At 66.0% G+C, this 21,952-nt stretch carries 21 protein-coding genes; 8 read left to right on the top strand and 13 right to left on the bottom strand.

Features of this window, described 5'->3' with window-relative positions; all coding sequences use genetic code 11:
• Positions 1-83: 83 nt before the first annotated feature.
• From JQ617_RS11550 to JQ617_RS11575, 6 genes are read right to left on the bottom strand one after another with little or no spacing between them, the layout of a single operon-like run.
• On the bottom strand, positions 84-1,022 hold the full coding sequence (locus tag JQ617_RS11550; protein WP_212026411.1) for an ABC transporter substrate-binding protein: 939 nt from the start codon (positions 1,020-1,022) through the stop codon (positions 84-86).
• On the bottom strand, positions 1,019-2,113 hold the full coding sequence (locus JQ617_RS11555) for an LLM class flavin-dependent oxidoreductase (protein WP_212026412.1): 1,095 nt from the start codon (positions 2,111-2,113) through the stop codon (positions 1,019-1,021). Before JQ617_RS11555 ends, JQ617_RS11550 begins: the two co-directional genes overlap by 4 nt.
• 23 nt (positions 2,114-2,136) lie before the next feature.
• Positions 2,137-3,309 carry an acyl-CoA dehydrogenase family protein gene (locus JQ617_RS11560; protein WP_212026413.1) on the bottom strand — a complete coding sequence of 391 codons (1,173 nt, stop codon included), beginning with the start codon at positions 3,307-3,309 and terminating at the stop codon, positions 2,137-2,139.
• A complete protein-coding gene (locus tag JQ617_RS11565; protein WP_212026414.1) occupies positions 3,303-4,103 on the bottom strand; it encodes an ABC transporter ATP-binding protein in 801 nt (266 codons plus the stop codon). Before JQ617_RS11565 ends, JQ617_RS11560 begins: the two co-directional genes overlap by 7 nt.
• Complete coding sequence (locus JQ617_RS11570; protein WP_212026415.1) at positions 4,097-5,113, bottom strand: ABC transporter permease; 1,017 nt, start codon at positions 5,111-5,113, stop codon at positions 4,097-4,099. Before JQ617_RS11570 ends, JQ617_RS11565 begins: the two co-directional genes overlap by 7 nt.
• On the bottom strand, positions 5,091-6,194 hold the full coding sequence (locus JQ617_RS11575) for an ABC transporter substrate-binding protein (RefSeq protein WP_212026416.1): 1,104 nt from the start codon (positions 6,192-6,194) through the stop codon (positions 5,091-5,093). The genes JQ617_RS11570 and JQ617_RS11575 overlap by 23 nt, the downstream gene beginning before the upstream one ends.
• A 474-nt stretch (positions 6,195-6,668) precedes the next feature.
• On the opposite strand from JQ617_RS11575, the gene JQ617_RS11580 reads away from it, so the two are divergent.
• Positions 6,669-7,649 (top strand): ABC transporter substrate-binding protein, encoded by a 981-nt coding sequence (locus tag JQ617_RS11580; RefSeq protein WP_212026417.1) that lies wholly within the window; start codon positions 6,669-6,671, stop codon positions 7,647-7,649.
• Positions 7,650-8,020: 371 nt separating this feature from the next.
• Here JQ617_RS11580 and JQ617_RS11585 read toward each other — a convergent pair whose 3' ends face one another.
• Entirely contained in the window at positions 8,021-8,470 is a 450-nt protein-coding gene (locus tag JQ617_RS11585; RefSeq protein ID WP_212026418.1) for a hypothetical protein, read from the bottom strand.
• Between the two features lie 352 nt (positions 8,471-8,822).
• Between JQ617_RS11585 and glgC the strand changes: the two genes are divergently transcribed.
• From glgC to JQ617_RS11600, 3 genes are all read left to right on the top strand, one after another.
• Positions 8,823-10,082 (top strand): glucose-1-phosphate adenylyltransferase, encoded by a 1,260-nt coding sequence (gene glgC, locus JQ617_RS11590; protein WP_212026419.1) that lies wholly within the window; start codon positions 8,823-8,825, stop codon positions 10,080-10,082.
• Positions 10,079-11,536, top strand: coding sequence for a glycogen synthase GlgA (gene glgA / locus JQ617_RS11595; RefSeq protein WP_212026420.1), 1,458 nt, complete (start codon positions 10,079-10,081; stop codon positions 11,534-11,536). Before glgC ends, glgA begins: the two co-directional genes overlap by 4 nt.
• A gap of 257 nt (positions 11,537-11,793) precedes the next feature.
• Positions 11,794-12,054, top strand: coding sequence for a SemiSWEET transporter (locus JQ617_RS11600; protein WP_212026421.1), 261 nt, complete (start codon positions 11,794-11,796; stop codon positions 12,052-12,054).
• Positions 12,055-12,181: 127 nt separating this feature from the next.
• On the opposite strand, the gene JQ617_RS11605 is transcribed toward JQ617_RS11600, so the two are convergent.
• A complete protein-coding gene (locus JQ617_RS11605) occupies positions 12,182-12,976 on the bottom strand; it encodes a DODA-type extradiol aromatic ring-opening family dioxygenase (RefSeq protein WP_212026422.1) in 795 nt (264 codons plus the stop codon).
• 147 nt (positions 12,977-13,123) lie between these two features.
• Here JQ617_RS11605 and JQ617_RS11610 point away from each other — a divergent pair, with 147 nt between their 5' ends.
• Complete coding sequence (locus JQ617_RS11610; RefSeq protein ID WP_063688946.1) at positions 13,124-13,303, top strand: hypothetical protein; 180 nt, start codon at positions 13,124-13,126, stop codon at positions 13,301-13,303.
• A gap of 22 nt (positions 13,304-13,325) precedes the next feature.
• On the opposite strand, the gene JQ617_RS11615 is transcribed toward JQ617_RS11610, so the two are convergent.
• Positions 13,326-14,783 (bottom strand): carboxylesterase/lipase family protein, encoded by a 1,458-nt coding sequence (locus JQ617_RS11615; protein WP_212026423.1) that lies wholly within the window; start codon positions 14,781-14,783, stop codon positions 13,326-13,328.
• Positions 14,784-14,865: 82 nt separating this feature from the next.
• The gene (locus JQ617_RS11620; protein WP_063688952.1) at positions 14,866-15,075 is read right to left on the bottom strand and encodes a hypothetical protein; all 210 of its coding nucleotides are present in this window, start codon (positions 15,073-15,075) and stop codon (positions 14,866-14,868) included.
• A gap of 229 nt (positions 15,076-15,304) precedes the next feature.
• Between JQ617_RS11620 and JQ617_RS11625 the strand changes: the two genes are divergently transcribed.
• The 3 genes from JQ617_RS11625 (at position 15,305) to JQ617_RS11635 (ending at position 18,820) form a co-directional block, all read left to right on the top strand.
• Positions 15,305-17,995, top strand: a complete 2,691-nt coding sequence (locus JQ617_RS11625) for a flavin-containing monooxygenase (protein WP_212026424.1) — start codon at positions 15,305-15,307, stop codon at positions 17,993-17,995.
• A gap of 133 nt (positions 17,996-18,128) precedes the next feature.
• Positions 18,129-18,401, top strand: a complete 273-nt coding sequence (locus tag JQ617_RS11630) for a hypothetical protein (protein WP_212026425.1) — start codon at positions 18,129-18,131, stop codon at positions 18,399-18,401.
• A 113-nt stretch (positions 18,402-18,514) separates the two neighbouring features.
• Positions 18,515-18,820 carry a hypothetical protein gene (locus JQ617_RS11635; protein WP_063688958.1) on the top strand — a complete coding sequence of 102 codons (306 nt, stop codon included), beginning with the start codon at positions 18,515-18,517 and terminating at the stop codon, positions 18,818-18,820.
• A 327-nt stretch (positions 18,821-19,147) separates the two neighbouring features.
• Here the strand turns inward: JQ617_RS11635 and JQ617_RS11640 are convergent, their stop codons facing one another.
• The 3 genes from JQ617_RS11640 to JQ617_RS11650 all read right to left on the bottom strand — a co-directional run bounded on the left by JQ617_RS11640 (position 19,148) and on the right by JQ617_RS11650 (position 21,796).
• Positions 19,148-19,303 carry a hypothetical protein gene (locus JQ617_RS11640; protein ID WP_212026426.1) on the bottom strand — a complete coding sequence of 52 codons (156 nt, stop codon included), beginning with the start codon at positions 19,301-19,303 and terminating at the stop codon, positions 19,148-19,150.
• 156 nt (positions 19,304-19,459) lie between these two features.
• The gene (locus JQ617_RS11645; protein WP_212026427.1) at positions 19,460-19,978 is read right to left on the bottom strand and encodes a septal ring lytic transglycosylase RlpA family protein; all 519 of its coding nucleotides are present in this window, start codon (positions 19,976-19,978) and stop codon (positions 19,460-19,462) included.
• A 165-nt stretch (positions 19,979-20,143) separates the two neighbouring features.
• Positions 20,144-21,796 (bottom strand): NAD-dependent malic enzyme, encoded by a 1,653-nt coding sequence (locus JQ617_RS11650; protein WP_212026428.1) that lies wholly within the window; start codon positions 21,794-21,796, stop codon positions 20,144-20,146.
• Between the last annotated feature and the right edge of the window lie 156 nt (positions 21,797-21,952).

The following is a 21,952-nucleotide window of genomic DNA, read 5'->3' on the forward strand; positions in this document are numbered from 1 at the left end:
ATCCGGACGCTATGGGTCCCGGCTCTGCGCAGCAGCGCTGCGCGCTGCAGCGCGTCCGGGACACGAGAGTGTGCGTAGAGGCTCTACAGCCCCGCCCTCGCGATCGCGTCTGCAAACGAGCGGTCGACGATCTCGGCGGCATCGAGCTTCTGCTTGATCAGGCCCCAGCGGAAATAGAGATCGATCGTGCCCTGCTCGTCCGCGACCACGCCGTCGTCGATCGGCGCGATGCGGATCTTTGCGCGCGACAGCCAGTTCTGCGGCACGGCGGTCGGGATGTTCATCAGCCTGCCCCAGGTCGCGGCATAGCTGTCGATATTGTTCAGCGACCACGCCCGCGCGGCGGTCAGCCGCCGCACGAAATCCGTCAGCTCCGCGCGCTTGTCGCGGATGGCATCCGGCCGCGCCACCTGGAAGCTCAGGCCCGGCGTCAGCCCTTCCGACGTGATGATCCGCCTCGACCTGAACAGCACCTCTTCCTGGCTGACATAGGGCTCCCAGGTCGACCACGCATCGACCGACCCTTGCGTATAGGCGATCTTGGCATCCGACGGCGCCAGGAACGCGATCTGCACGTCGGACGCCGCCCAGCCGTTCTTCTCCAGCGCGGCGAGAATGAGCTGATGGCCGATCGAGCCGCGGCCAGTCGCGATTTTCTTGCCGCGCAGATCTGCAAAGCTCTTGATCGGCGAATTCTCGGGCACGAGGATCGCGAGCCCCTCGCGCGTCTGGCGGATGGCGGCGATCGCCTTCACCGGCGCACCGGACGCAGCGGCAAAGGTGAAGGGCGCGTCGCCCACGAGCCCGGTCTCGATCGCGCCGGCGCTGAGCGCCTCCAGCAGCGGCGCTGCTGCCGGAAACTCCTTCCACTCGATCTTGTACGGGAGATCCTTGAGCACGCCGGCGGCTTCCATCACGGCCTGCGAATTGCCCTTCTGGTCGCCGACGCGCAGCGTGGTTTGCGCCGACGCCTGCCCAAATGAGGCAAACAGCAGCGCGCCGGCCAGCACGAGACGGATCATTCCGCCGCCTCGCCGCGAACGGCCTGGCGCCTGGCGATCAATTCGCGCGTCAGCGGGATCAGCTCGCGGCCATAGTCGATGGCATCGGGCAGCGGATCGAAACCCCGGATCAGGAAGTGGCTGACGCCGAGGTCGTAGTAGTCGCCGAACACTTCGGCGACCTGTTCGGGCGTGCCGACCAGCGCCGTGCTGTTGCTGTTGGCGCCGGTGAGCTTTGCGACCTCGGTCCACAGCCGCTTGTCGATGCGCGCGCCCTGGTCGGCGAGCGCCAGCAGGCGCTTGGCACCGTCGGTCGCGTGATTGGGCCGGCGGTAGCCGGTCTGGTCCTGCAGCGCGGTGGCGCGTTCGAGGATCTCGTCGGCCTTCTTCCACGCCTTCTCCTCGGTATCGGCGAGGATCGGCCGCACCGACAGGCTGAAGCGCGGGCTTGGCCTCCCATGCCTGGCGGCCGCCGCACGCACCCGCGCGGTGACGTCGCGCACCTGCGCATAGGATTCGCCCCACAGCGCAAAGGTGTCGGCATGCTTGCCCGAGACCTCGATCGCGGCATCGGAGCCGCCGCCGACGAAGGTGTAGATGCCGCCCGCCTGCTGCGGCTTCACCTGCGAAAAGCCGTTCTCGACGGTGTAGTATTTGCCGCTGTAGTTGAACGGCTTCTCGCTGGTCCATTCCAGCTGCACGACGTCGAGGAACTCGCTGGTGCGGGCGTAGCGCTCGTCCTTGTCGTCGAGCGTGTTGCCGTCCTGGCGCAGCTCGATGGCGTTGCCGCCGGTGATGACGTGCAGCGAGACGCGGCCGCCATAGAGCTGGTCGAGCGTGGCGAGCTGGCGCGCCAGCAATGTCGGCGCCGTGAAGCCCGGACGCTGCGCGATCATCACCTTGAGCTTCTTGGTGATGGTCAGCACGTGCTGGGCAACCTGCAGCGCATCGGGCGTCGTCGAATGGAAGGCCAGCAGCGCGCGGTCGAAGCCGGCGAGCTCATGCGCTTTGGCGACCGTCTCGATATAGGCGGGATCGAGCACCGGTCCCTGGCGCACGATGGTCTCGGAAGCATTGCTGTTGGCGATAAAGCCGATGAACTCGACCGACATCTAGAACTCCTTGAGGTGAAAGGTCAGAGGCCCAGGGCGGTGCGCCCGGCGATGATCTTGGTGGTGTCGTCCTGGGGGGTGTGGACGCGGCCGCACAGCACGTCGCGGTAATGCCGCTCCAGCGGATTTTTTCGCGACAGGCCGTGATTGCTGGTCAGCGACAAGGCGTCTTCCACGGCGGCCACGGCGTTGTTGGTCACCGTGAGCTTGACGATGTTGGACTCGATCGCGCTCAGCGGCAGGCCGTCGTCGAAATCGGCGGCGAAGCTGTCGATCAGGCGCGCATTGACCGCGAGCCGCGCCTCGATGCCGCCGAGAATCTCTTGCGCGCGCGGCAAGCTCGCCAACGGCGCGCCCAGATTGGCCGGCACCCGCGACTTCAGGAAGGTGACGAGCCAGTCCCGTGCCGCACGGGCGATGCCGTCGTAGATCGCCGCGACGAAGATGGTGTGGACGGTCGCCTGCGCCGGATCCGGCGTGCGCCAGTCGGCGGGCTTGCGGACATCCACCTCGGCATCGAGCGGGATCACGACGTCGTCGAAGATCACGTCGTGGCTGCCGCTCGCGCGCAGGCCGTGATGGTCCCAGGTCTCGACGATGCGCGTGCCCGGCAGACCCGCCGGCACCAGGAACTGACCGACGCGCGGCTCGGCCTCGTCGGTCCGCGCCCACACCAGGTACCATTTCAGGATCGGCGATCCCGTCGAATAGATCTTGTGGCCGGACAGCCGCCAACCGGTTTCGGTGCGGCGCGCGATGGTCGCCGGCAGGCCGCCGCGCGCGGGCGAGCCGAGCTCGGGCTCGACGCGGAGCGCGTTGATCAGCGCGAGGCCCTCGACGGTCTCCTGCGCGAGCTTCCGCGACAGCCGCGCCGGCCAGGTCTGGCTGCGCGCCATGACGAGATGATTGATGTAGTGCATCGACAGCACCAACGCCGTCGACGCGCAGGCCTTGCCGACGATGCCGAGAACGCGCGCCGCATATCTCGCACCGGCGCCGGCACCGCCGAAGGCGGCAGGCACCGTCAGCGACAGCAGCCCGGCCTCGGAGAGCTCGCGAAAATTGTCGAACGGGAAGCTGGCGGTGCGGTCGTGCTCCCCGGCCCGTGCCGCAAACCTTTCGGCAAGGGCCTCGGCACGCGCGATGTAATCGGGCTCGCTGTGGACCGTGCGTCCCTTCGCTACGGAGGTCACCATGTGGCATCCAATCCCAACAGGCCGAGGATCTGCCTGCGCAGATCGGCCAGATACGGATCGCCGCGATGGCGCGGATAGGGCCGGTCGACGCGGATGTCAGCCTTCACGCGCGCGGGGCGATCGCTGAACACGATGACCCGGTTGGCGAGCACCAGCGCCTCCTCGGCGTCATGCGTCACCAGCAGGGTGGTAAAGCCCTTGCGCTGCCATAGCGAGACCAGCTCGGCCTGCATGGTGATGCGGGTGAGCGAGTCCAGCTTTCCCAGGGGCTCGTCAAGAATGAGGATCTTGGGATCGTTGACCAGCGCCCGCGCCAGCGCGACGCGCTGCGCCATGCCGCCGGAGAGCTGGTGCGGATAGGCATTGCGGAACGAGGCCAGCCCGACGAGATCGAGCGCGTCGTCGACGCGGTGGCGCTGGCTTTTTAGAATGCCCTGGGCCTCGAGGCCCAGGGCGACGTTGTCCCAGACCGACCGCCACGGAAACAGGGTCGGATCCTGGAACACGACCACGCGCGAGGGATGCGGGCGGGTGATGCGCGCCTCGTCCTCGCGCAGGGTTCCCGCCTTGGGCTTGTCGAGCCCGGCGACCAGCCGCAACAAGGTCGACTTGCCGCAGCCGGAGGGGCCGAGCAGCGCGACGAACTCGCCTGATGCGACCGAGATGCTGACGTCGCTGAGCACCGGAAGCTCGGTCCCGTCGATGTCGAAGCCGTGGCTGACCTGCTCGATATCGAGCGCGGCGCCTGCCGCGGATGGAGCGGCGGCTTCGGCCAGTGCAGTTGCAGCTACCATTTCACGGTCCCCTTCTGCCAGACCAGCAGGCGGTCGCGGATCGCAAACAGCAGCGTGATCGCGCCCGAGCAGAGCAGCGACATCACGATCAGCGCCGCATACATGTTGGCGTAGGCGGCCCAGCCCTGCGCCCATTGCAGGTACCAGCCGAGGCCCGCCTTGACGCCGATCATCTCGGCGACGACGAGCACGGCAAAGGACGAGCCGAGCCCCATGAACAGGCCGACGAAGACGTGCGGCAGCGCCGCCGGGATTGCCACCTTCAGCACCAGGAATGAAGGCTTGGCCCCGAGCGTGCGCGCGACGTCGTAATAGGCGTTGCTGACGCTCGCGACGCCCGACCAGGTCAGCACGGTGACGGGAAAGCCGGTCGCCAGCGCAATCAGGAAGGTCGAGGCACTCCAGCTCGACGGGAAGGTGAAGAAGGCGATCGGTAGCCAGGCGGTGGCCGGCAGCGGGCCGATGAAGCGCAGCACCGGATGCACCCAATAGCCGACCGCGCGCGACCAGCCGATCGAGACGCCGGTGAGGAAGCCGACCGTTGCGCCGATCAGATAGCCGCCGAGTTGCAGCTTGACCGAGGCAAACACGCTATCGAGCAGCTTCGGCAGGTCGTCGGTATAGACCTCGATGATCGATTGCGGCGGCGGGAAGAACGGCAGCGGCAGCCAGGCGAATTTTGCGGTGGCCACTTCCCACACCGTCAGGAAGGCGCCGAGCGCGACGAGCCAGGGCGCGCGCTGACGCAGGGCTTTTCCGGCCGAGCCGAGATAATCGGCACCGACGGTGCCGAACAGCGCCACCGCCGCGATGATGAAGGCGGCGATGCCGAGCGAATGCGTGCGCGACCAGTCGCCGACATCCTCCCACCACAGGCAGGACAGGCCGAAGGCGATCCACGTGACGCTGGCAAAAACGCCGACACCGGAATCGCGCACCCAGCCTGCGAATACGGGCGCACTCCGCGGCGCGCCCGAGGCGAGGCCGTCAGACAGCGAATACGTCGACATAGATGCGCTCCGCGAATTTGGCCGTGTCGGTGCTCTGCTTGAAGACCTGCACGCTCTTGAGGTCGTCGGCATAACCCTTCAGCTCGCGCTTCAGGACTTCGCCGACGGGATGATGATGATGGGTGTGGTAGCGCACCATGCCCTCGATGTCGGCGAGCGTGGCCGTCTTCGGCGCGTAGGGCTGGAACGACTTTGCCGTCACGACCGGGTTCTGCGCGGTGAACATCGCGGCATCGAGCAGCGCCTGCGTGAGGGCGCGCGCGACTTGAGGTTCTTCGCGCACCAGCGAGCCGCGCAGGCCGAGGATGCAGCAGCTCTTGTCGCGGTATTCGCCGTCGAGATTGGAGGCGACTTCCTTGTACTGGCTGTCCTTGAGCCAGAGATAGCCGAGCGGATCGGACGACAGGAACGCCTGCACTTCGCCCTTCTCCACCGCGACGTTGAGGAGGTTGCCGGGATAGGCGCGCCAGTCGACGTCCTTGATGGGATCGATGCCGAGCTTGGAGAGCTGGATCGAGAAGAAGTTCTTGTCGGGGCCGCCGAGATCTCCGACCGCGACGATCTTGCCCTTGAGGTCGGCGAGCTTGCTGACACTGGAGTCCGCGCGGGTCAGAACGCGCATGCAGCCGCCATGGGTGCCGGCGGCGATCTTGACGTCGAAGCCCTGCTCGAGCGGCTTCAGCCAGCGCAGCGCCATGCCGAGGCCGGCATCACTCTTGCCCGTCGCGATCGCCTCGAGCAGCTGGTCGGTCGAGCCGGAATAGTTGATGAGCTCGATATCGAGATTGTGCTTCTGGAAGAAGCCGTGCTCGATGGCGACTGGCACCGGCGCAAGGCACACCGCACCGGCATTCCACGACAGCTTCAGCTTGCGCGGCGCGCCCGTCAGCGCGGGCGCATCGGATGCCGTCCGGCACAGCGGAAACTCCGAGAGATCGACGCCGGGCGCGATCGCCTGCGGCGCAAACGCCTGGGCCGCACCGAAGGCACCAAGCGGCGCAGCGAACGCCGCGGCCAACCCCGCCTGGAGCAGATGACGCCGGTCGATGCCCGATCCGCCGTTCTTGTTCTTGTTGTCCATCAGCCCCACTCCTGAAGTTGGCACAGCTCCGCCGTTCGCGCAGCGCTCCGCGCTGCGCATGTTCCGTATGGAGCTGCGTTGAGAGAATGTTTTTCGTCGGCGCCTCACGCGCCGCTTTGATGCGATGCGCAAATCATGCGGCGCGCGTGTCGCATCGTCAATGAAATGGAATTTCGAATGTGGCGTGAAGCGAGGTCAATCTCTCCATCGGCGCGCCGTGTAGCGATGAAACGATTTTCGTCGATGCATCGCCTCGCAGCGATACCCGCGACTCCATCTCCTGCCTCATCCTTGCGCATCTTCGGCCGCGAACGTCGCTCGTTCTCGAAAGCATGGCTTCGCGAAAACGTCCTTGCCCGATGCGTGCGCAATACGAACGGCCATTTCATTGACTGCGCATCACGCGCTCATAGACTTGACCGTCTCGCTGCATCGTTCGCTCACGCGCCGTGAGCAAAGCAACAAGACAGGCCAATGAGCATCAACTCCCACGACCATCCCATCACCCGCCGGCTCGCCGCATCCCTGCTGGCCGCCGCCATCACGCTGTCGACGGCTGCGGCCTCGTTCGCCGCCGACACCGTCGTGCTGCGCGTCGGCGACCAGAAGGGCGGCAACCGCTCGCTGCTCGACATCTCGGGCTTCGCGAAGGACCTGCCCTACAAGATCGAATGGTCGGAATTTCCTGCGGCAGCACCAATCCTCGAAGCACTCAATGCCGGGGCGCTCGACGTCGGCTACACCGGCGACCTCTCCTTCCTCTCGGTCTATGCAGCGGGCGCGCCGATCAAGGCGATCGGCGGCACGCGTTCGGATGCGAAGACGCAGGCCATCCTCGTGCGCCAGGATTCGCCGATCAAGTCGGCGGCCGACCTCAGGGGCAAGCGCCTCGCCGGCACGCGCGGCGGCTGGGGGCAGTTCCTGATCGACGCGACCTTGGAGAAGGCACAGATCAAGCTGGAGGATGCGACCTTCGCGCCGCTCGGCCCGGTCGACGCCAAGATCGCGCTGGTCGCGGGTTCGATCGACGCCTGGGCGGTGTGGGAGCCCTACGTCTCGTTCGCGACGCTGAAGGACAAGGCGCGCGTGATCGCCGACGGCGAAGGCCTGACGCCGACCATCACCTTCATCGTCGCCTCCGACAACGCCATTGCCACCAAGCGTGCGGCGGTGCAGGACCTCGTGCAGCGGCTGAACAAGGCGCGGCTGTGGTCGCTCGATCACCTCGGCGAATATGCCAAGAGCTCGGCCGAGCTGACCAAGCTGCCGGAGGACGTGCTGCTCTCGGCCTACACCGCACAGCGCACCAGCCCGATCGTGATCGACGAGAGCGTCGTGAAGGAAATCCAGGCCGCCTCGGACCGCTCGACGCGCTACGGCATCCTGCCGAAGACGCTCGACGTCAGCAAAGCCGTCGACCGCAGCTTTACGGCGGCGGCCGCGGGGTCGAATTAGCGAATTAGAAGCTCTCTGCACGCCTCAGCGACAGTGTGTTCCCTCCCCCCTTGCGGGGGAGGGCTAGGGAGAGGGGTAGCCCAGGAAAGGGTGACTGTCGTTGATCATGCAGCGAGGACAGGTGCGCGATGGAAAGAATCCCCGTGGGGCACCCCTCTCCCTGCCCCTCCCCCGCAAGGGGGGAGGGAACGGAGAGAGCACTGCTGTTGACCGAACGCAATTCGGCTTCAGTCGCTCACACTCGAAAGAGAGCAGCAAGATGCATACGCCCCGCCTCGACGCCGGCCCGCTGCATCTCGCCGTGATCGTGCTCGCGCATTTCGCATGCATGAGCCTGATGGTGTGGCTCTCGCTCTAGCTCGGCGAGGTCTTCACCAATATCCGCGGTAGTAGGGCCGATAGTACGCGCGAGGCCGGTAGTAGCCGTAGTAAGGACGATACGCCCGATAGCCGTAATAGCGGGGCCGTACGTAGTAGCCGCCGTAACCCGGCCCGTAGCCGCCGCCATAATAGGCCGGGGCATAACCATAGCCGTAGCCGGGATATCCATAACCGCCATAGTACGGGCCGCCGCCATAGTAGCCGTAGCCATACGGCGCGCTGCTGGCGATGGCGCCGCCGATGATCGCGCCGGCTGCGAGGCCGCCGAGACCCCAGCCCCATCCGCCGCCGCGCCAATGCACCTGAGTGACGTCGTCGCCGACCGCAGCCTTCATGGTCGCGACATTGGTCGGCAGCGGGGCTGCTGCGGTCTGCCCGATTTGGCCGACCATGACCGCGCCCGCCAGTGAACAGGCAATTGCCGTTGTCCAGATCCTCATCGACTTGCTCCCTGTCTGACGTTTCGCTTGGAAAATGGATTGCAGGCATATGATCGGGCATCGTTGCGTTAATTCAAAGCCTCGATTTTGCGTGCGGCGCACAAGAGGGCCCATGCCTGCCTATTCCCATGCCTGCCTGGTCGTGCCTGCCTATTCCTGGGTCACCGGCACCCCCGCCGGTGTGACAGACACGCGACACTCAAGGCCGGTCCTCACGGCAAAGCATTAAGCTTCCCGCGCGTTCGCAACCAACAACCGTCTTCCTGATTTACTATTCGTACCGCTACTATCGGTTCCAATGGGGCGCGGCCGGGAGGCATCTCGCCAAGCGCTGGAGTTTTGGGAGGACGACATGAGTGCGAGACCCGAGCCGCTTGCCCGCCAGGCGCTTGCCTTCGTCCTCGCCGGCGGACGCGGCAGCCGGCTGCTGGAGCTGACCGACCGCCGCGCCAAGCCGGCCGTCTATTTCGGCGGCAAGTCGCGCATCATCGATTTCGCGCTGTCGAACGCGGTGAACTCCGGCATCCGCCGCATCGCGGTCGCAACCCAGTACAAGGCGCACAGCCTGATCCGACATCTGCAGATGGGCTGGAATTTCTTCCGCCCCGAGCGCAACGAGAGCTTCGACATCCTGCCCGCGAGCCAGCGCGTCTCGGAGAACATGTGGTATGTCGGCACGGCGGATGCCGTGTACCAGAACATCGACATCATCGAGTCCCACAACGCCCGCTTCATCGTGGTGCTCGCGGGCGACCACATCTACAAGATGGATTACGAGGTGATGCTGCGCCAGCACGTCGACAGCGGCGCCGACGTCACGGTCGGCTGCCTCGAAATGCCGCGCGTGGAATCCTCGGGCTTCGGCATCATGCATATCGACGAGAACGGCTGGATCCAGGAGTTCCTGGAGAAGCCCAAGGATCCGCCGCCGATGCCCGGCAAGCCTGACGTCTCGCTCGCCAGCATGGGCATCTACGTGTTCGACGCCAAATTCCTCTACGAGGAGCTCAAGCGCGACGCCGCGGACCCGAGCTCCAACCACGATTTCGGCAAGGACATCATTCCCTATATCGTCAAGAACGGCCGCGCCATCGCGCACCAGTTCTCGAGCTCCTGCGTCCGCTCCGGCGACGACCCCCGCTCCTATTGGCGCGATGTCGGCACGGTCGATGCCTATTGGGCCGCCAATATCGACCTCACCGACGTGGTGCCGGAGCTCGATCTGTTCGATCGCGCCTGGCCGATCTGGTCCTATGCCGAGATCACACCGCCTGCGAAATTCGTCCATGACGAGGAGAGCCGGCGCGGCCAGGCCGTGAGCTCGCTGGTCTCGGGCGGCTGCATCATCTCCGGCGCCTCGCTGCGCCGCTCGCTGCTGTTCACCGGCGTGCGCATCAACTCCTACGCCAATGTCGAGAACGCCGTGATCATGCCCTACGTGACTGTCGGTCGCGGCGCGCGGCTGAAGAACGTCGTGATCGACCGCGGTGTCGATATCCCCGAAGGTCTCGTCGTCGGCGAGGATCCGGCCCACGATGCCCAGCGTTTCCGCACCACCGAGCAGGGCATTTCGCTCATCACCCAGACCATGCTCGACAGGCTCGATAAATGAAGCCTGTTCGCGTCCTCGCGGTCGCCTCCGAAGTCTATCCCATCGTCAAGACCGGCGGCCTCGCGGATGTCGCCGGCGCGCTGCCGCTTGCGCTCAAGGCGCATGGCGTCGAGATGCGCACCCTGATGCCGGGCTACCCCGACGTGATGCGGCTGCTCGCGGGCGCGACCGAAATCCGACGCTGGCCGGATTATTTCGGCGGACCGGGCCGGTTGCTCGCCGGCTCGCATGACGGGCTCGACCTGTTCGTGCTCGACGTGCCGCATCTCTACGACCGGCCGGGAAATCCTTACGTCACGGCCGACGGTGTCGACTGGCCCGACAACGGCGTGCGCTTTGCGGCGTTATCGCGCATCGCCGCCGACATCGGTCACGGTCTCGTGCCGGCCTTCGTGCCCGATGTCGTGCATGCGCATGACTGGCAGGCCGGGCTCGCCCCCGCCTATCTGCACTACGACAACCGTCCGCGGCCCGGCACCGTGATGACGATCCACAACATGGCCTATCAGGGCAAGTTCGCGCGCGAGCTGACCGGCGCGATCGGCCTGCCCTGGGAATCGTCGTTCGACGTCCATGGCCTCGAATATTTCGGCGGCATCAGCTTCCTCAAGGCCGGGCTGCAGCTTGCCGATCGCATCACGACGGTGTCGCCGACCTACGCGCACGAGATCCAGAGCGACGAAGGCGGCATGGGGCTCGGCGGCCTGCTGCGCGAACGCGCGGGCGTGCTGAGCGGCATCCTCAACGGCATCGACATCGAGGTGTGGAATCCGCAGACCGATCCGCATATCGCCTATCGCTTCGGCGCGCAGGACCTCACGTTCCGGGCCGCCAACAAGGCGGTGCTGCAGCAGCAGTTCAATCTCGATTCATCGGACGAAGCGCCGCTCCTCGGCGTCATCAGCCGGCTGTCCTGGCAGAAGGGCCTCGACCTGCTGCTCGAAGCTATCCCGACCATTCTCGCCGAAGGCATGCAGCTCGCGCTGCTCGGCAGCGGCGACCGCGATCTCCAGGACCGCTACAAGGCCGTCGCCCGCGCCAATCCCGGCCGGATCGGAGTGATGATCGGCTATGACGAGATCCTGGCGCATCTGATCCAGGCCGGCTCGGACGCGCTGCTGGTGCCGTCGCGGTTCGAGCCATGCGGGCTGACCCAGCTTTGCGCGCTGCGCTATGGCGCCGTGCCGATCGTCGCGCGCGTCGGCGGCCTCGAAGACACCATCGTCGATATCGGCGAGGCCGGCACATCGGGCCGCGATGCGACCGGCTTCAAGTTCGGCCCAGTCACCGCGGATGCCTTCGCCGGCGCGCTGCGCAAGGCGAACGCCGCCTTCCACGACAAGCCGACCTGGCGCCGCCTGCAACTGAGCGGCCTTGCGACCGACGTCTCCTGGCGCAACCGTGCCGGCGACTATGCCGCGCTCTATCGCGATCTCATGGCTTCGCGCGCGTGAGGCAGCAGGGCTATCGTAGCTGGATAGCAGCCTCGCTGCGGCCCATCCTTCGAGACGCCAGCTCCGCGGGCTTCTGAGGATGAGGGCGGAGTATGCGGCAACAATTCCGGCAGCACGGTGCTGCTCAGCCTCATCCTGAGGAGGCGCGTAAGCGCCGTCTCGTAGGACGAGGCGCGCGCAAACTGCCGCCGAGACGTCCCGTCCGATGCCCCCGGCCGAAGGCATGACCGGCGTCGAATCCATGCTATAGAGCCGGCATGGACCCTCTCGTGATCAAGCTGATCGGCTTTGCCGCCGCCACCTGCACCACCGTGGCCTACGCGCCGCAGGCCATCAAGGTGTGGAAGACCCGCTCCACCGGCGACATCTCGCTCGGCATGTTCCTGGTGATGGTGCTGGGCCTCGCGCTCTGGCTGATCTACGGCCTGCTCTCGGGCGATGCGCCGCTGATCGCGTCGAACGCCGTCACCATGCTGCTCGCCGGCGGCATCCTGGTGATGAAGCTACGCTACGGGTAGTGCCTCTCCTCTTTGCGGGAGGTGCGTAGGGTGGATTAGCCGAAGGCGTAATCCACCAACTCTCCCCGCGCGAGATGGTGGATTATGCCAGCGCACCGCGCTTCGCGCGGGCTAATCCACCCTACAATTACCCAAACTTATACGACGCCATCGCAACGCTCGCGACCTCGTCCACGAACACGCGGTGACCCGTGTCGCTGCCGGCGGCGCCGGCGGCCACCATCAGCGGCAGCAGATGGTCCTCGCGCGGATGCGCCAGGCGCGCGCTCGGTGCATTCTCCCAGTCGACCAGCATGGCGTTGCGCCGCGCCGCATCGGGGTTGCTGATCGCTTCGTTCAGATAGGCCTCGAAATCATACGAGACCGGCTTGGACTCCGGACGGTTGAAGCCGCGCATGTTGTGATAGGTCAGCCCGCTGCCGACGATCAGGATGCCCTCGTCGCGCAGCGATGCGATCGCCTGCCCGGCCCTGATGTGCTCGGCCGGATCGTAAGCGGACTTCAGCGACAGCAGCACGATCGGCATGTCGGCGTTCGGATACATCAGTCCGAGCGGCACGAAGGTGCCGTGATCGAAGCCCTGGTTGGGATCTTCGCGGCAATCGAGGCCGGCATGCTTGAGCAGCGCCCTCACCTCCGCGGCAAGCTCGGGCCTGCCCGGCGCCGGATATTTCAGGCGGTAGGTATGCTCGGGGAAACCGTAATAGTCGTACACCATCGGCGGATGGGCCGAGGTCGACACGGTGAAGGCGTCCGCCTCCCAATGCCCGGTTATGACGAGCACGGCCTTCGGCCGCTCGGGCAGAAGCTGCGGCAGCCGGGCAAACTCCGCGGCGGTCTTCGCATATTGCACCCGCCTGTCCTCCATGAACGGCCAGGGGCCGCCGCCATGCGACAGGAACAGGGTCGGAAATCGCGTCATGGGGTTTTGTCTCGTTGACCGGCGCGTGCGAACGGCCCGCGCGAGGCCGAGCATAGGCAAAGCCGTATGGTTAGCAAGTCGTTAACGATTTGCCTTCCAAAATCCCCGCATTGGCCGAAGCAGTCGGCCAGAAGACGAGGACGTGAGATGAGGAAGTTTTCGCTGGGGGACGTCGTCAACAGTGACAAGGGCCGCCGCGGCGTCGTTCGCGCCGCCTACAGGTCACGCGAAGGCCAGCAGTTCTATGCCGTCGAGAAGGACGGCGCGATGGACTATCTCGAGGAAGACCGGCTGAGCCCGGCCCCCCGCGTCGAGCTCGCCGCCTAGCACCGATTTCATCTTCGTCGCGCTAGCGCGCGAGCCGGTCGAGACGCTTCGCGAGGGGATCGTCGCCGCTCGCGATGCCGTCGTTCGTGATCAGCAGCAGGCGGTCGCTGCCCGCCGCCGCGTCCCAGCGCGGCAGCTCGGGACCGTTGGGATCGCCGCTCCTGGCGAAATTGATCCAGTAGGCGCGCATGCGGCCGGCGACCTCGCGGTCGCGCCGCGACAGGATGCCGGCACCGGGCACGCCTTCCGCGCCGAAGATGAATTGCAGCTCCCGCCCCTGGCCGCCCTCGGGATTGGCGCGCCGCGCCTCCGGCACATAGCCGAAGCGATAGCGATAGGTCGGCGCGCCGCTTGCGGCGTGCAGGCGCGCGAGCAGCCGCACCGGTTCGGAGAACACCTTGTCCGTATAGAAGCGCGCTGCAACGTCCGTGGACTTGGCGAGGTCGGGATAGAGTTGCTCGGCTGTCGCGCCTGACGAGGCCAGCGCCTCCGCGATGTCAGGCTCACTGTCGAAACCGGTCTCGTCATCATTGGCACCGACGATCAGCGGAATCCGGCCTTCATGTCCGGCGGCAAAGCCCGCGGCGATATCTTCCGTCACGAGGCTTCCGTCGATGGAAGGCGCAAAAGCCTGCGGGGATTTCGCGAGCAGCTTGCCTTCGGCGGCAAGCAGCCGCGTCACCGAGACCGCGCGCAGGTCCGCGCCATCCTTCCCGAGCGTCGCGGCGAATTGCAGCCCCGAGGCTTCCGCGTCCGGGCGAGAGCGCAGCCGCACGCGGCCCGGCACCGATTGCAGGATCGCTTTCTGGAACAGCTCGCGCGCCTCGCCGCACAGCATCAGCAGCGCGATCGAGGTCGCGCCCGCGCCGGTGCCGAACAGCGTGACGTTGCGCGGATCGCCGCCGAATGCCGCGATGTTGTCGTGGACCCAACGCAGCGCCGCGACCTGATCCATCAGGCCGTAATTGCCGGAGCCGCCGTCCGACAACGCGGGATGACCGAGCCAGCCGAGCATGCCCAGGCGATAATTCACCGTCACCACGATGAGCCCGGCCTGCGCGAGCCTGGCGCCGTCGAACAGCGGATCGTTGGCGGTGCCGCGGACGAAGCCGCCGCCATGGATGAACACCATCACCGGCAGCGGACCGTCGACGCCGAAGGGACGAAACACGTTCAGCGTGAGGCAATCCTCGCTCGTCCCGGACACCGACGGCTGAGGGCATGGCGCAGCATATTCATAGGCCGTGCGCATCTCCGAACTTTTCTCAGGCGTGAGCTGCGGCGGACGCCAGCGCAGCGGACCGACCGGCGGCGCCGCGTAGGCCATGCCCTTGAACGACGCCACCTCGCCCTCGACGGCGCCGAGCATCTGGCCTTCGCGCGTCAGCGCAAACGGAAACTGTCCGACCTGCTGGGCCGCGGCCGGGCCGGTCGAGCAAAGACATGCGGAAGCCGCAATGAGCGCAAGCAGGAACCGCATCTCTTGGCATCTCGATGCGCGGACAGGTTGTCTGCAAGGTTATGTCCAGGGCCGCCGGCGAGGCAAGCCTCGCGGCCGGCGCCTAACCGCCCTTCGCGACGATCTCCGCCAGCGCGCGGCGCGCGATGATGCCGAGCTCGCCGAGCGTGGCGTGCCCCGCCTGCGCCGCCTCGATCAGGCGCTCGGCGATGAACCTGCGGCTGTCATGGTCGCCGCCATGCGGCAATTGGCGGCACGTCTCCTCCAGGACGACGTCCATGTTGGCTTTGGTTCGCTCACTCAACTCAGTCATGACGCCCGGTCATACGCGTGGCTTGTAACCGCAAGCATACACAGACGGATCGTCCATGATTAGCCCGGGTAATCACGGCCATGGTGCATCGCGATGCGTGCATTGGAGCAAGCTTCGCGCTGCCACGGTGAAGCCGTAAACGACTACCGAAGATTGCACTTGCTCTGATGACAAGCCGAGCCTGCAGGATTAGCCTGCCGGCAAAACAAAATGCACGGGAGGAAATACCATGCCTGAAGCAATGGTCGCTGCGCGCGCCTCTGATACCGCCCCCAAATCTGCCCAGCTGGTCGACGTCGCCGTGGTCGGCGCCGGATTTGCCGGCCTCTATCTCCTCCATCGCCTGCGCAAGGCGGGCTTCTCGACCGTCGCCCTCGAAGAGGCCGGCGATGTCGGCGGAACCTGGTATTGGAACCGCTACCCCGGCGCGCGTTGCGACATCCAGACCATCGACTACAGCTACACCTTCGATCCCGAGCTCGATACGGCCTGGACCTGGTCGGAGAAATACGCGACCCAGCCCGAGATCCTGCGCTATCTCGGCTTCGTCGCCGACCGCTATGATCTGCGCCGCGACATCCGCTTCAGGACCAAGGTGACCGAAGCCAGGTGGGACGAGGCGGCCGAGCGTTGGCAGCTCACCACCGACAACGGCGCGCCGGTCTCTTGCCGTCACTACATCATGGCCACAGGCTGCCTTTCGGCGCCGAAGCCGCCGGAGATCGACGGCGTCAAGGACTTCAAGGGCCAGGTCTATTTCACTGGGCGCTGGCCGCATGAGGGCGTCAACCTCGCCGGCAAGCGCGTCGCCGTGATCGGCACCGGCTCGTCGGCGATCCAGTCGATCCCGCTGATCGCCGAGCAGGCCGCGCATCTCACCGTGTTCCAGCGCACGCCGAATTTCGCGTTGCCGGCGGGGAATGGTCCGGCGCCGGAGGATCGCAAGACCTTCTTTGAAACCGATCGCGCGGCCTATCGCGAGCAGGCGCGCCAGTCGATGGCCGGCGTGCCCTATCCGCAGCAGACGGTGGTGAGCTGGCAATTGAGCGATGCCGAGCGTCGCGAGCGGTTCGAGCGTGCCTGGGCTGCCGGCGACCTCGTCCACATTCTCACGCAACTATGGGCCGACCAGGCCGTCGACGTCGACGGCAACAAGATCGTCCAGGACCTGATCCGCGAGAAGATCCGCGCCGCCGTCAGGGATCCCGAGACCGCCGCCGCGCTCACACCGCACGATCATCCCTTCGGCGCCAAGCGTCCCTGCCTCGACACCAATTACTACGCCACCTACAACCGGCCGAACGTCACGCTGGTCAATCTGCGCCAGGAGCCGATCAAGGCCATCACCGCGAGCGGCATCTCCACGAACGGCCGCAACGTCGACGTCGACGTCATCGTGTTCGCGACCGGCTTCGACGCCATGACCGGCGCGATCCGCGCCGTGCATCCGATCACGGGGCGCGGCGGCAAGTCGCTCACCGATGTCTGGGCCCACGGTCCGCAGACCTATCTCGGGCTCACGGTGGAAGGCTTCCCGAACTTCTTCATGATCACCGGACCCGGCAGTCCATCGGTGCTGTCGAACATGGCGGTCTCGATCGAGCAGCATGTCGACTGGGTCGTCGATCGCCTCGCCGCGCTGCGCGATGCCGGCTTCACCACGATCGAGCCGACCGAAATGGCGCAGGCCGGCTGGAACAGGCACATGGCCGACTGCTCGATGCTGACGCTGCACCGGCTCGCCAACACCTGGTACACGGGCGCCAACGTGCCCGGCAAGGTGCAGGGCCTGATGCCCTATACCGGCGGCGTCGGCCCCTATCGCAGCATCTGCGACGAGGTGACGAGCCGCGGCATGCTCGGCTTCAAGCTCACCGGTCCCGGCGGTGCCGCGCAGTGCAATGACGGCGAGGTGGTGCGCCTGCAGCCGGACGTGCGGCTGGTGCTGAACCTCTTGGCCACGCTCAACCTGCCGCCGATCGAGTCGATGGGCGCGGCGGGCGCGCGCGCGTTCGTCAACGAGTTCAACAAGGGCCGCCCCGCCGGACGCTTGATCGGCGAGATCGTCGACGGCACCCTGCCCGGCACCGACGGCCCGCTGCCCTATCGTGTCTTCAAGCCTGCAACGCCCGGCCCGCATCCGGTCGTGGTCTACTTCCACGGTGGCGGCTGGGTGCTCGGCGACGAGCAGTCGGACGAGCCGTTCTGCCGCGACATGGTGCGCAGGACCGGCATGATGTTCGTCAGCGTCGGTTATCGCCACGCCCCCGAGCACCGTTTCCCGGCCGCGGCGGAAGACGGCTATGCGGCAACGCGCTGGATCGCCGAGCACGCCGCCGAGCTCGGCGGCAAGCCCGGCCCCGTGCTGGTCGCCGGCTGGAGCGCCGGCGGCAACATCGCCGCCGTCACCTGCCAGCTCGCGCGCGACCGGGGCGGACCCGAGATTGCGGGCCAGCTCCTGATCTGTCCCGTCACCGACTGCACCTTCGACCGTCCCTCCTACAACGACAATGCGACCGGCTATTTCCTGACGCGGTCGCTGATGTACTGGTTCTGGGACCTCTATTGCTCGCCGGCCGACCGCACCGATCCGCGCGTCTCGCCATTGCGCGGCAAGGTCGAGAAGCTGCCGCCGGCTTTCGTCGCCACCTGCGAGTTCGATCCGCTGCGCGACGAAGGCATCGCCTATGCCGAGGCCATGGCGGCGGCGGGCGTCCCGGTCGAACAGTTGAAGGCGCACGGCCATTTCCACTCGTCCTTCACGATGGTGGACGTGGTGATCACCGGTGTGCAGGGCCGCGTGCAGATGGCCGAAGCCTTGCGGCGCTTTGCCGGGCTGCCGCCGGAGGTCAGCCGCGGTGACGAACACAGCCAGGGCCACACCAGCCCGGGGCACAAGATCGCGGCGGCCGCGAGCTGACCACAGCACCGCAGCCGGGAACCTTTTCCCGGCTGCTGCGTTGAGGTGGCGTGGCATTGAGATGCAGCGATAGGTAATGGGCCCCGGTGCGCAGATTCGCGCGCTGGGGTTCTTGTTTGCGTGAGGCGGGACCATGGGGGACGTTGTCGTTGAGTCAAAAGTCGATTTCGGCGCACTTGCGGCGCTGCGTAAATGGCCGTCGTTGGCCAACCAGCGCAGGCCGGATCGCGAGCCCTACCAGGTGAGCGAGGGCACGCTCGACGAGTGCATCTCGGCCTTCATGAAGAAGCCGGCGGCAACCCGCCACCTCTATGAGATCCGCACGGCGGCACAGCCGCCGCTGGTCACGGATATCCTCTCGCCTGAGCACGTCACCGAGCTCTCGCGCTGGCGCGAATTTCTCTGATTGCGTGCAGAGGCGCCGGCTGCACGCGCGCGACAAGCTTCTCATCCTGGCAGGAACCTTCTTCCGGTTTTTCCCGTTAACGGGGATCGGATGCCAAGGCGTGAGTGACGACAATGCTTGAAGCTGGCGTACCTTCCCCCGTCGTGCCCTATGGCGCAGACCAGACCTTGTTCGTGGTGATCGATCGCCGCGACAAGGCGACCGAAATCCGCATCGAGCGGAGCGATCTCGAAACGACCATCGGCGAGCTCGTTGCCGGCTGCTTCAACGATCCGATCAAGGTGATCTCGTTCAACACGCTCGAGCACTGGATGAAGGACATCTCGACCGATGTCGCCGGCGAGATCCGCGCCCGCTGCGACATCGACGGCGTGACGCTGCCCGACTATCTCAGCGATTTCGTCGAGAGCCATAGCTGAGCGCGCAATCGCGCCCCGAACGTTTCAAATCCCGGACAATAAAAAAGCGCCGCTTCCGCGGCGCTTTTCGCTGGTCGAACTCTAGCGTTTGAGCATGATCCTATCGGAAAGCCGCTCTACACTTTTCCGGATCATGCTCTAGTGGTGCCAGAACAATGCCAGCAGCAGAATGATCGGCAGCGGCACGCCAAGCAGCCAAAGCAAAGCACCTCGTCCAAAGCCCATGATGTCCTCCTCCTCATTCACTGCCCAGATGACGCAGCAGGCGAGAAGAAGTTCCGCGTCCGGAGACGAGGCCGGATGCGTTCAGTGCATGGTTTGGAAACGTTATGCGCGCGGGTACCTGCCGGCGATGACCTCGATCTCGCGGCGGCGTTCGCCGGCAAAGGTCAGGAGCTTTTCGATCGTCAGCGTATCCGTGATCCGTTTGGCGAGCCGCTCGGCGCGTGCGGCCTGATCTTCGAGATACTGGATCGTGTTCAAGCGCCGCCTCCGCAAGGACCCGACAGGAGCCCCGAATTGTTTGGGCAGTCATGGTGCTTGAGAAGCGCCTAACAGCCGGTTAAGCGCAGAGCTTCAGCTCGACGAAACGCGGCTTGATCGTCTGAGCATGATCCCTTCCGAAAACCGCTGCGCGCTTTATCGCACGACGTCGAGCCGGACATTGGCGAGGCCCTTGTCGACCATGCCGAGCGCCTCGGCCGCGGACGGCGAGATGTCGACCACGCGCCCGCGAACGAACGGGCCGCGATCGTTGACCCTCACCGTGACGAAGCGGCCGGATGATACGTCGGTGACGCGGAGCTTGGTGCCGAACGGCAGCGTGGGATGCGCTGCAGTCAGCTCGTTCTTGTCGAACTTCTCGCCGCTCGCGGTCTCGGTGTCCGAGTAGAAGCTGGCAAGGCCATGCGAGGCGGTTCGCTTCGCCTCACCGTCGGGAATGCGCGCCCGGCTGATCGGCCGCGGATGCAGCGCCGCCACGCGGTACGGCCGCTCGACGGCGGCCTGCCGGCTTGTGCCGGCGAGATCGGCCTTCTGACGGCCGACCGGCGACTGGGCGCACGCGGCGAGCGATGCGGCACCGATGATTGCGAGCAGCAACCGGCTCGAGGTTGCCAGCGACATCCGGGCAGTTTCGGCACGTGCAATGCAAGACATGATGCGCCCTCCGAACTGCCGGGATTTTCGGCGGTCAATGAGGGCAGAACCTTGTCGGAACAAAAGCGGCCCTGGGGCCGCCTGCGTTTGCGCATCAGCTGTGACGATTCCACCACACTGGCCTGTCCTGAATCGGGACAGGCAGTGTCATGTCGGGTGGGTACTTCAGTACTTCGGCTCGTACATCTGCGACTGGACCAGGGCCCTGACGTCGTTAGGCGCCGGTCCGTCCGCGAGCCCGCGCTGATAGGCAACATCCGCCACGGCGGCGGCGATGCTGGCCGAGACCTCGCGGATGCGGGGCAGCGCCGGATAGAGGCTGCCCTGCGCGAGATCTTCCTTCCCGACGCTGTTGGCGAGCGTGTGCGCGGCAGCCATGAACATCTCGTCGGTCACCAGCCTGGAGCGGCTGGCGATGACGCCGAGGCCGACGCCGGGGAAGATGTAGGAATTGTTGCCCTGGCGCGGCACGAAGGTGCGGCCGTTGAGCGTGACCGGGTCATACGGGCTGCCGCAGGCGAACAGCGCGCGGCCCTCGGTGTAGCGATAGGCGTCCTCCGCCGAGCATTCGGCCTTCGAGGTCGGATTGGAGAGCGCGAACACGATCGGCTGCGCGTTGAGCTCGGCCATCGTCTTCAGCACCTCGGGCGTGAAGGCACCGCCGACCGCGGCAACGCCGATGATCGCCGTCGGCTTCAACGTCTTGATCGCGGTGAGGAAGTCGGCGATCGGCGCCTGATCGGCGTGAGCGTAACGCAGCTTGTGGCCGTGAAGGCCCTCGCGGCCGCCGACGACGAGGCCGCGGGAATCCACCAGCCAGTTGCGGCGGAGCGCCTCGGCCTCCGTGGCGCCCTCGGCCATCATGGCGGAAACCACGAGATCGGCGATGCCGGTCGCCGCCTCGCCCGCGCCGAGGAACAGGATCTTCTGGTCCTTCAGCTTGCCGCCGCTGATGCGCAGCGCCGAGAACAGGCCGGCGAGCGCGACCGCCGCGGTGCCCTGGATGTCATCGTTGAAGACGCAGGTCTCGTCCCGGTATTTGTGCAGCAGCTTGAACGCGGAGTGATTGGCGAAATCCTCGAACTGGATCAGCACGCCCGGGAACGTCTTGCGCGCCGCCTGCATGAATTCGTCGACGAAGCTGTCATAGGCCTCGCCCGTCAGCCGGCGCTCGCGCAGGCCGAGATAATAGGGATCGTTCAGGAGCTCTTCGTTGTTGGTGCCGACGTCGAGCACGACAGGCAGGCAGTGCTCGGGATGCACGCCGGCGCAGGCCGAATAGAGCGAGAGCTTGCCGACGGGGATGCCCATGCCGTTGGCGCCGAGATCGCCGAGACCCAGAATGCGCTCGCCGTCGGTGACGACGATCAGCTTGGCCGGATAGGGCCAGTTCTTCAGGATCTCCGCGATCTGGCCGCGATCGCGCGAGGAGATGAACATGCCGCGCGGCCGCTGGAAGATCAGGCCGTATTTCTGGCAGGCAAGCCCGACTGTCGGCGTGTAGATGATCGGCTGGATCTCGTCGATATTGTCGACGACGACGCGGAAGAACAGTGCCTCGTTGCGGTCATGCAACGCATTCAGCGCGACGTATTTTTCGAGATCGGTCGGCAGCGTGCGCAGATTGGTGAGCACGCGCTCCACCTGGGTCTCCATGGTCAGCACGCAGGGCGGCAGCAGGCCGCGCAGGCCGAGCGCCTGGCGCTCCGCTTCCGTGAAGGCGGTGCCCTTGTTGAGCAAGGGATCGCGCAGCAGCGTCATGCCATGTGCGGTGTCGGATGATGTCGAATGGTCGCTGACCCGAGCAGGTCTATTCACGAAATCCCCCAGGGAGTTTCTTATTGAAGGGCACGCATTGTCGGCCAGCGCTCCCCCGAGATCAAGGACGTAGAAATTCCGACCGCGATTGTGATCTCGCACCGCAGCGAGATTTTTGCAAACGACAAGAGGTTAACGGCGCAAGACTCTCACCCC

The sequence above is a fragment of the Bradyrhizobium sp. KB893862 SZCCT0404 genome (genome assembly GCF_018130885.1).
GTDB lineage: Bacteria > Pseudomonadota > Alphaproteobacteria > Rhizobiales > Xanthobacteraceae > Bradyrhizobium > Bradyrhizobium stylosanthis.

What these genes read in the sequence shown, in the direction of transcription:
- JQ617_RS11550 (WP_212026411.1), bottom strand. Translation starts at nt 1,022, where the DNA reads ATGATCCGTCTCGTGCTGGCCGGCGCGCTGCTGTTTGCCTCATTTGGG.
- JQ617_RS11555 (WP_212026412.1), bottom strand. Translation starts at nt 2,113, where the DNA reads ATGTCGGTCGAGTTCATCGGCTTTATCGCCAACAGCAATGCTTCCGAG.
- JQ617_RS11560 (WP_212026413.1), bottom strand. Translation starts at nt 3,309, where the DNA reads ATGGTGACCTCCGTAGCGAAGGGACGCACGGTCCACAGCGAGCCCGAT.
- JQ617_RS11565 (WP_212026414.1), bottom strand. Translation starts at nt 4,103, where the DNA reads ATGGTAGCTGCAACTGCACTGGCCGAAGCCGCCGCTCCATCCGCGGCA.
- JQ617_RS11570 (WP_212026415.1), bottom strand. Translation starts at nt 5,113, where the DNA reads ATGTCGACGTATTCGCTGTCTGACGGCCTCGCCTCGGGCGCGCCGCGG.
- JQ617_RS11575 (WP_212026416.1), bottom strand. Translation starts at nt 6,194, where the DNA reads ATGGACAACAAGAACAAGAACGGCGGATCGGGCATCGACCGGCGTCAT.
- JQ617_RS11580 (WP_212026417.1), top strand. Translation starts at nt 6,669, where the DNA reads ATGAGCATCAACTCCCACGACCATCCCATCACCCGCCGGCTCGCCGCA.
- JQ617_RS11585 (WP_212026418.1), bottom strand. Translation starts at nt 8,470, where the DNA reads ATGAGGATCTGGACAACGGCAATTGCCTGTTCACTGGCGGGCGCGGTC.
- glgC (WP_212026419.1), top strand. Translation starts at nt 8,823, where the DNA reads ATGAGTGCGAGACCCGAGCCGCTTGCCCGCCAGGCGCTTGCCTTCGTC.
- glgA (WP_212026420.1), top strand. Translation starts at nt 10,079, where the DNA reads ATGAAGCCTGTTCGCGTCCTCGCGGTCGCCTCCGAAGTCTATCCCATC.
- JQ617_RS11600 (WP_212026421.1), top strand. Translation starts at nt 11,794, where the DNA reads ATGGACCCTCTCGTGATCAAGCTGATCGGCTTTGCCGCCGCCACCTGC.
- JQ617_RS11605 (WP_212026422.1), bottom strand. Translation starts at nt 12,976, where the DNA reads ATGACGCGATTTCCGACCCTGTTCCTGTCGCATGGCGGCGGCCCCTGG.
- JQ617_RS11610 (WP_063688946.1), top strand. Translation starts at nt 13,124, where the DNA reads ATGAGGAAGTTTTCGCTGGGGGACGTCGTCAACAGTGACAAGGGCCGC.
- JQ617_RS11615 (WP_212026423.1), bottom strand. Translation starts at nt 14,783, where the DNA reads ATGCGGTTCCTGCTTGCGCTCATTGCGGCTTCCGCATGTCTTTGCTCG.
- JQ617_RS11620 (WP_063688952.1), bottom strand. Translation starts at nt 15,075, where the DNA reads ATGACTGAGTTGAGTGAGCGAACCAAAGCCAACATGGACGTCGTCCTG.
- JQ617_RS11625 (WP_212026424.1), top strand. Translation starts at nt 15,305, where the DNA reads ATGCCTGAAGCAATGGTCGCTGCGCGCGCCTCTGATACCGCCCCCAAA.
- JQ617_RS11630 (WP_212026425.1), top strand. Translation starts at nt 18,129, where the DNA reads ATGGGGGACGTTGTCGTTGAGTCAAAAGTCGATTTCGGCGCACTTGCG.
- JQ617_RS11635 (WP_063688958.1), top strand. Translation starts at nt 18,515, where the DNA reads ATGCTTGAAGCTGGCGTACCTTCCCCCGTCGTGCCCTATGGCGCAGAC.
- JQ617_RS11645 (WP_212026427.1), bottom strand. Translation starts at nt 19,978, where the DNA reads ATGTCTTGCATTGCACGTGCCGAAACTGCCCGGATGTCGCTGGCAACC.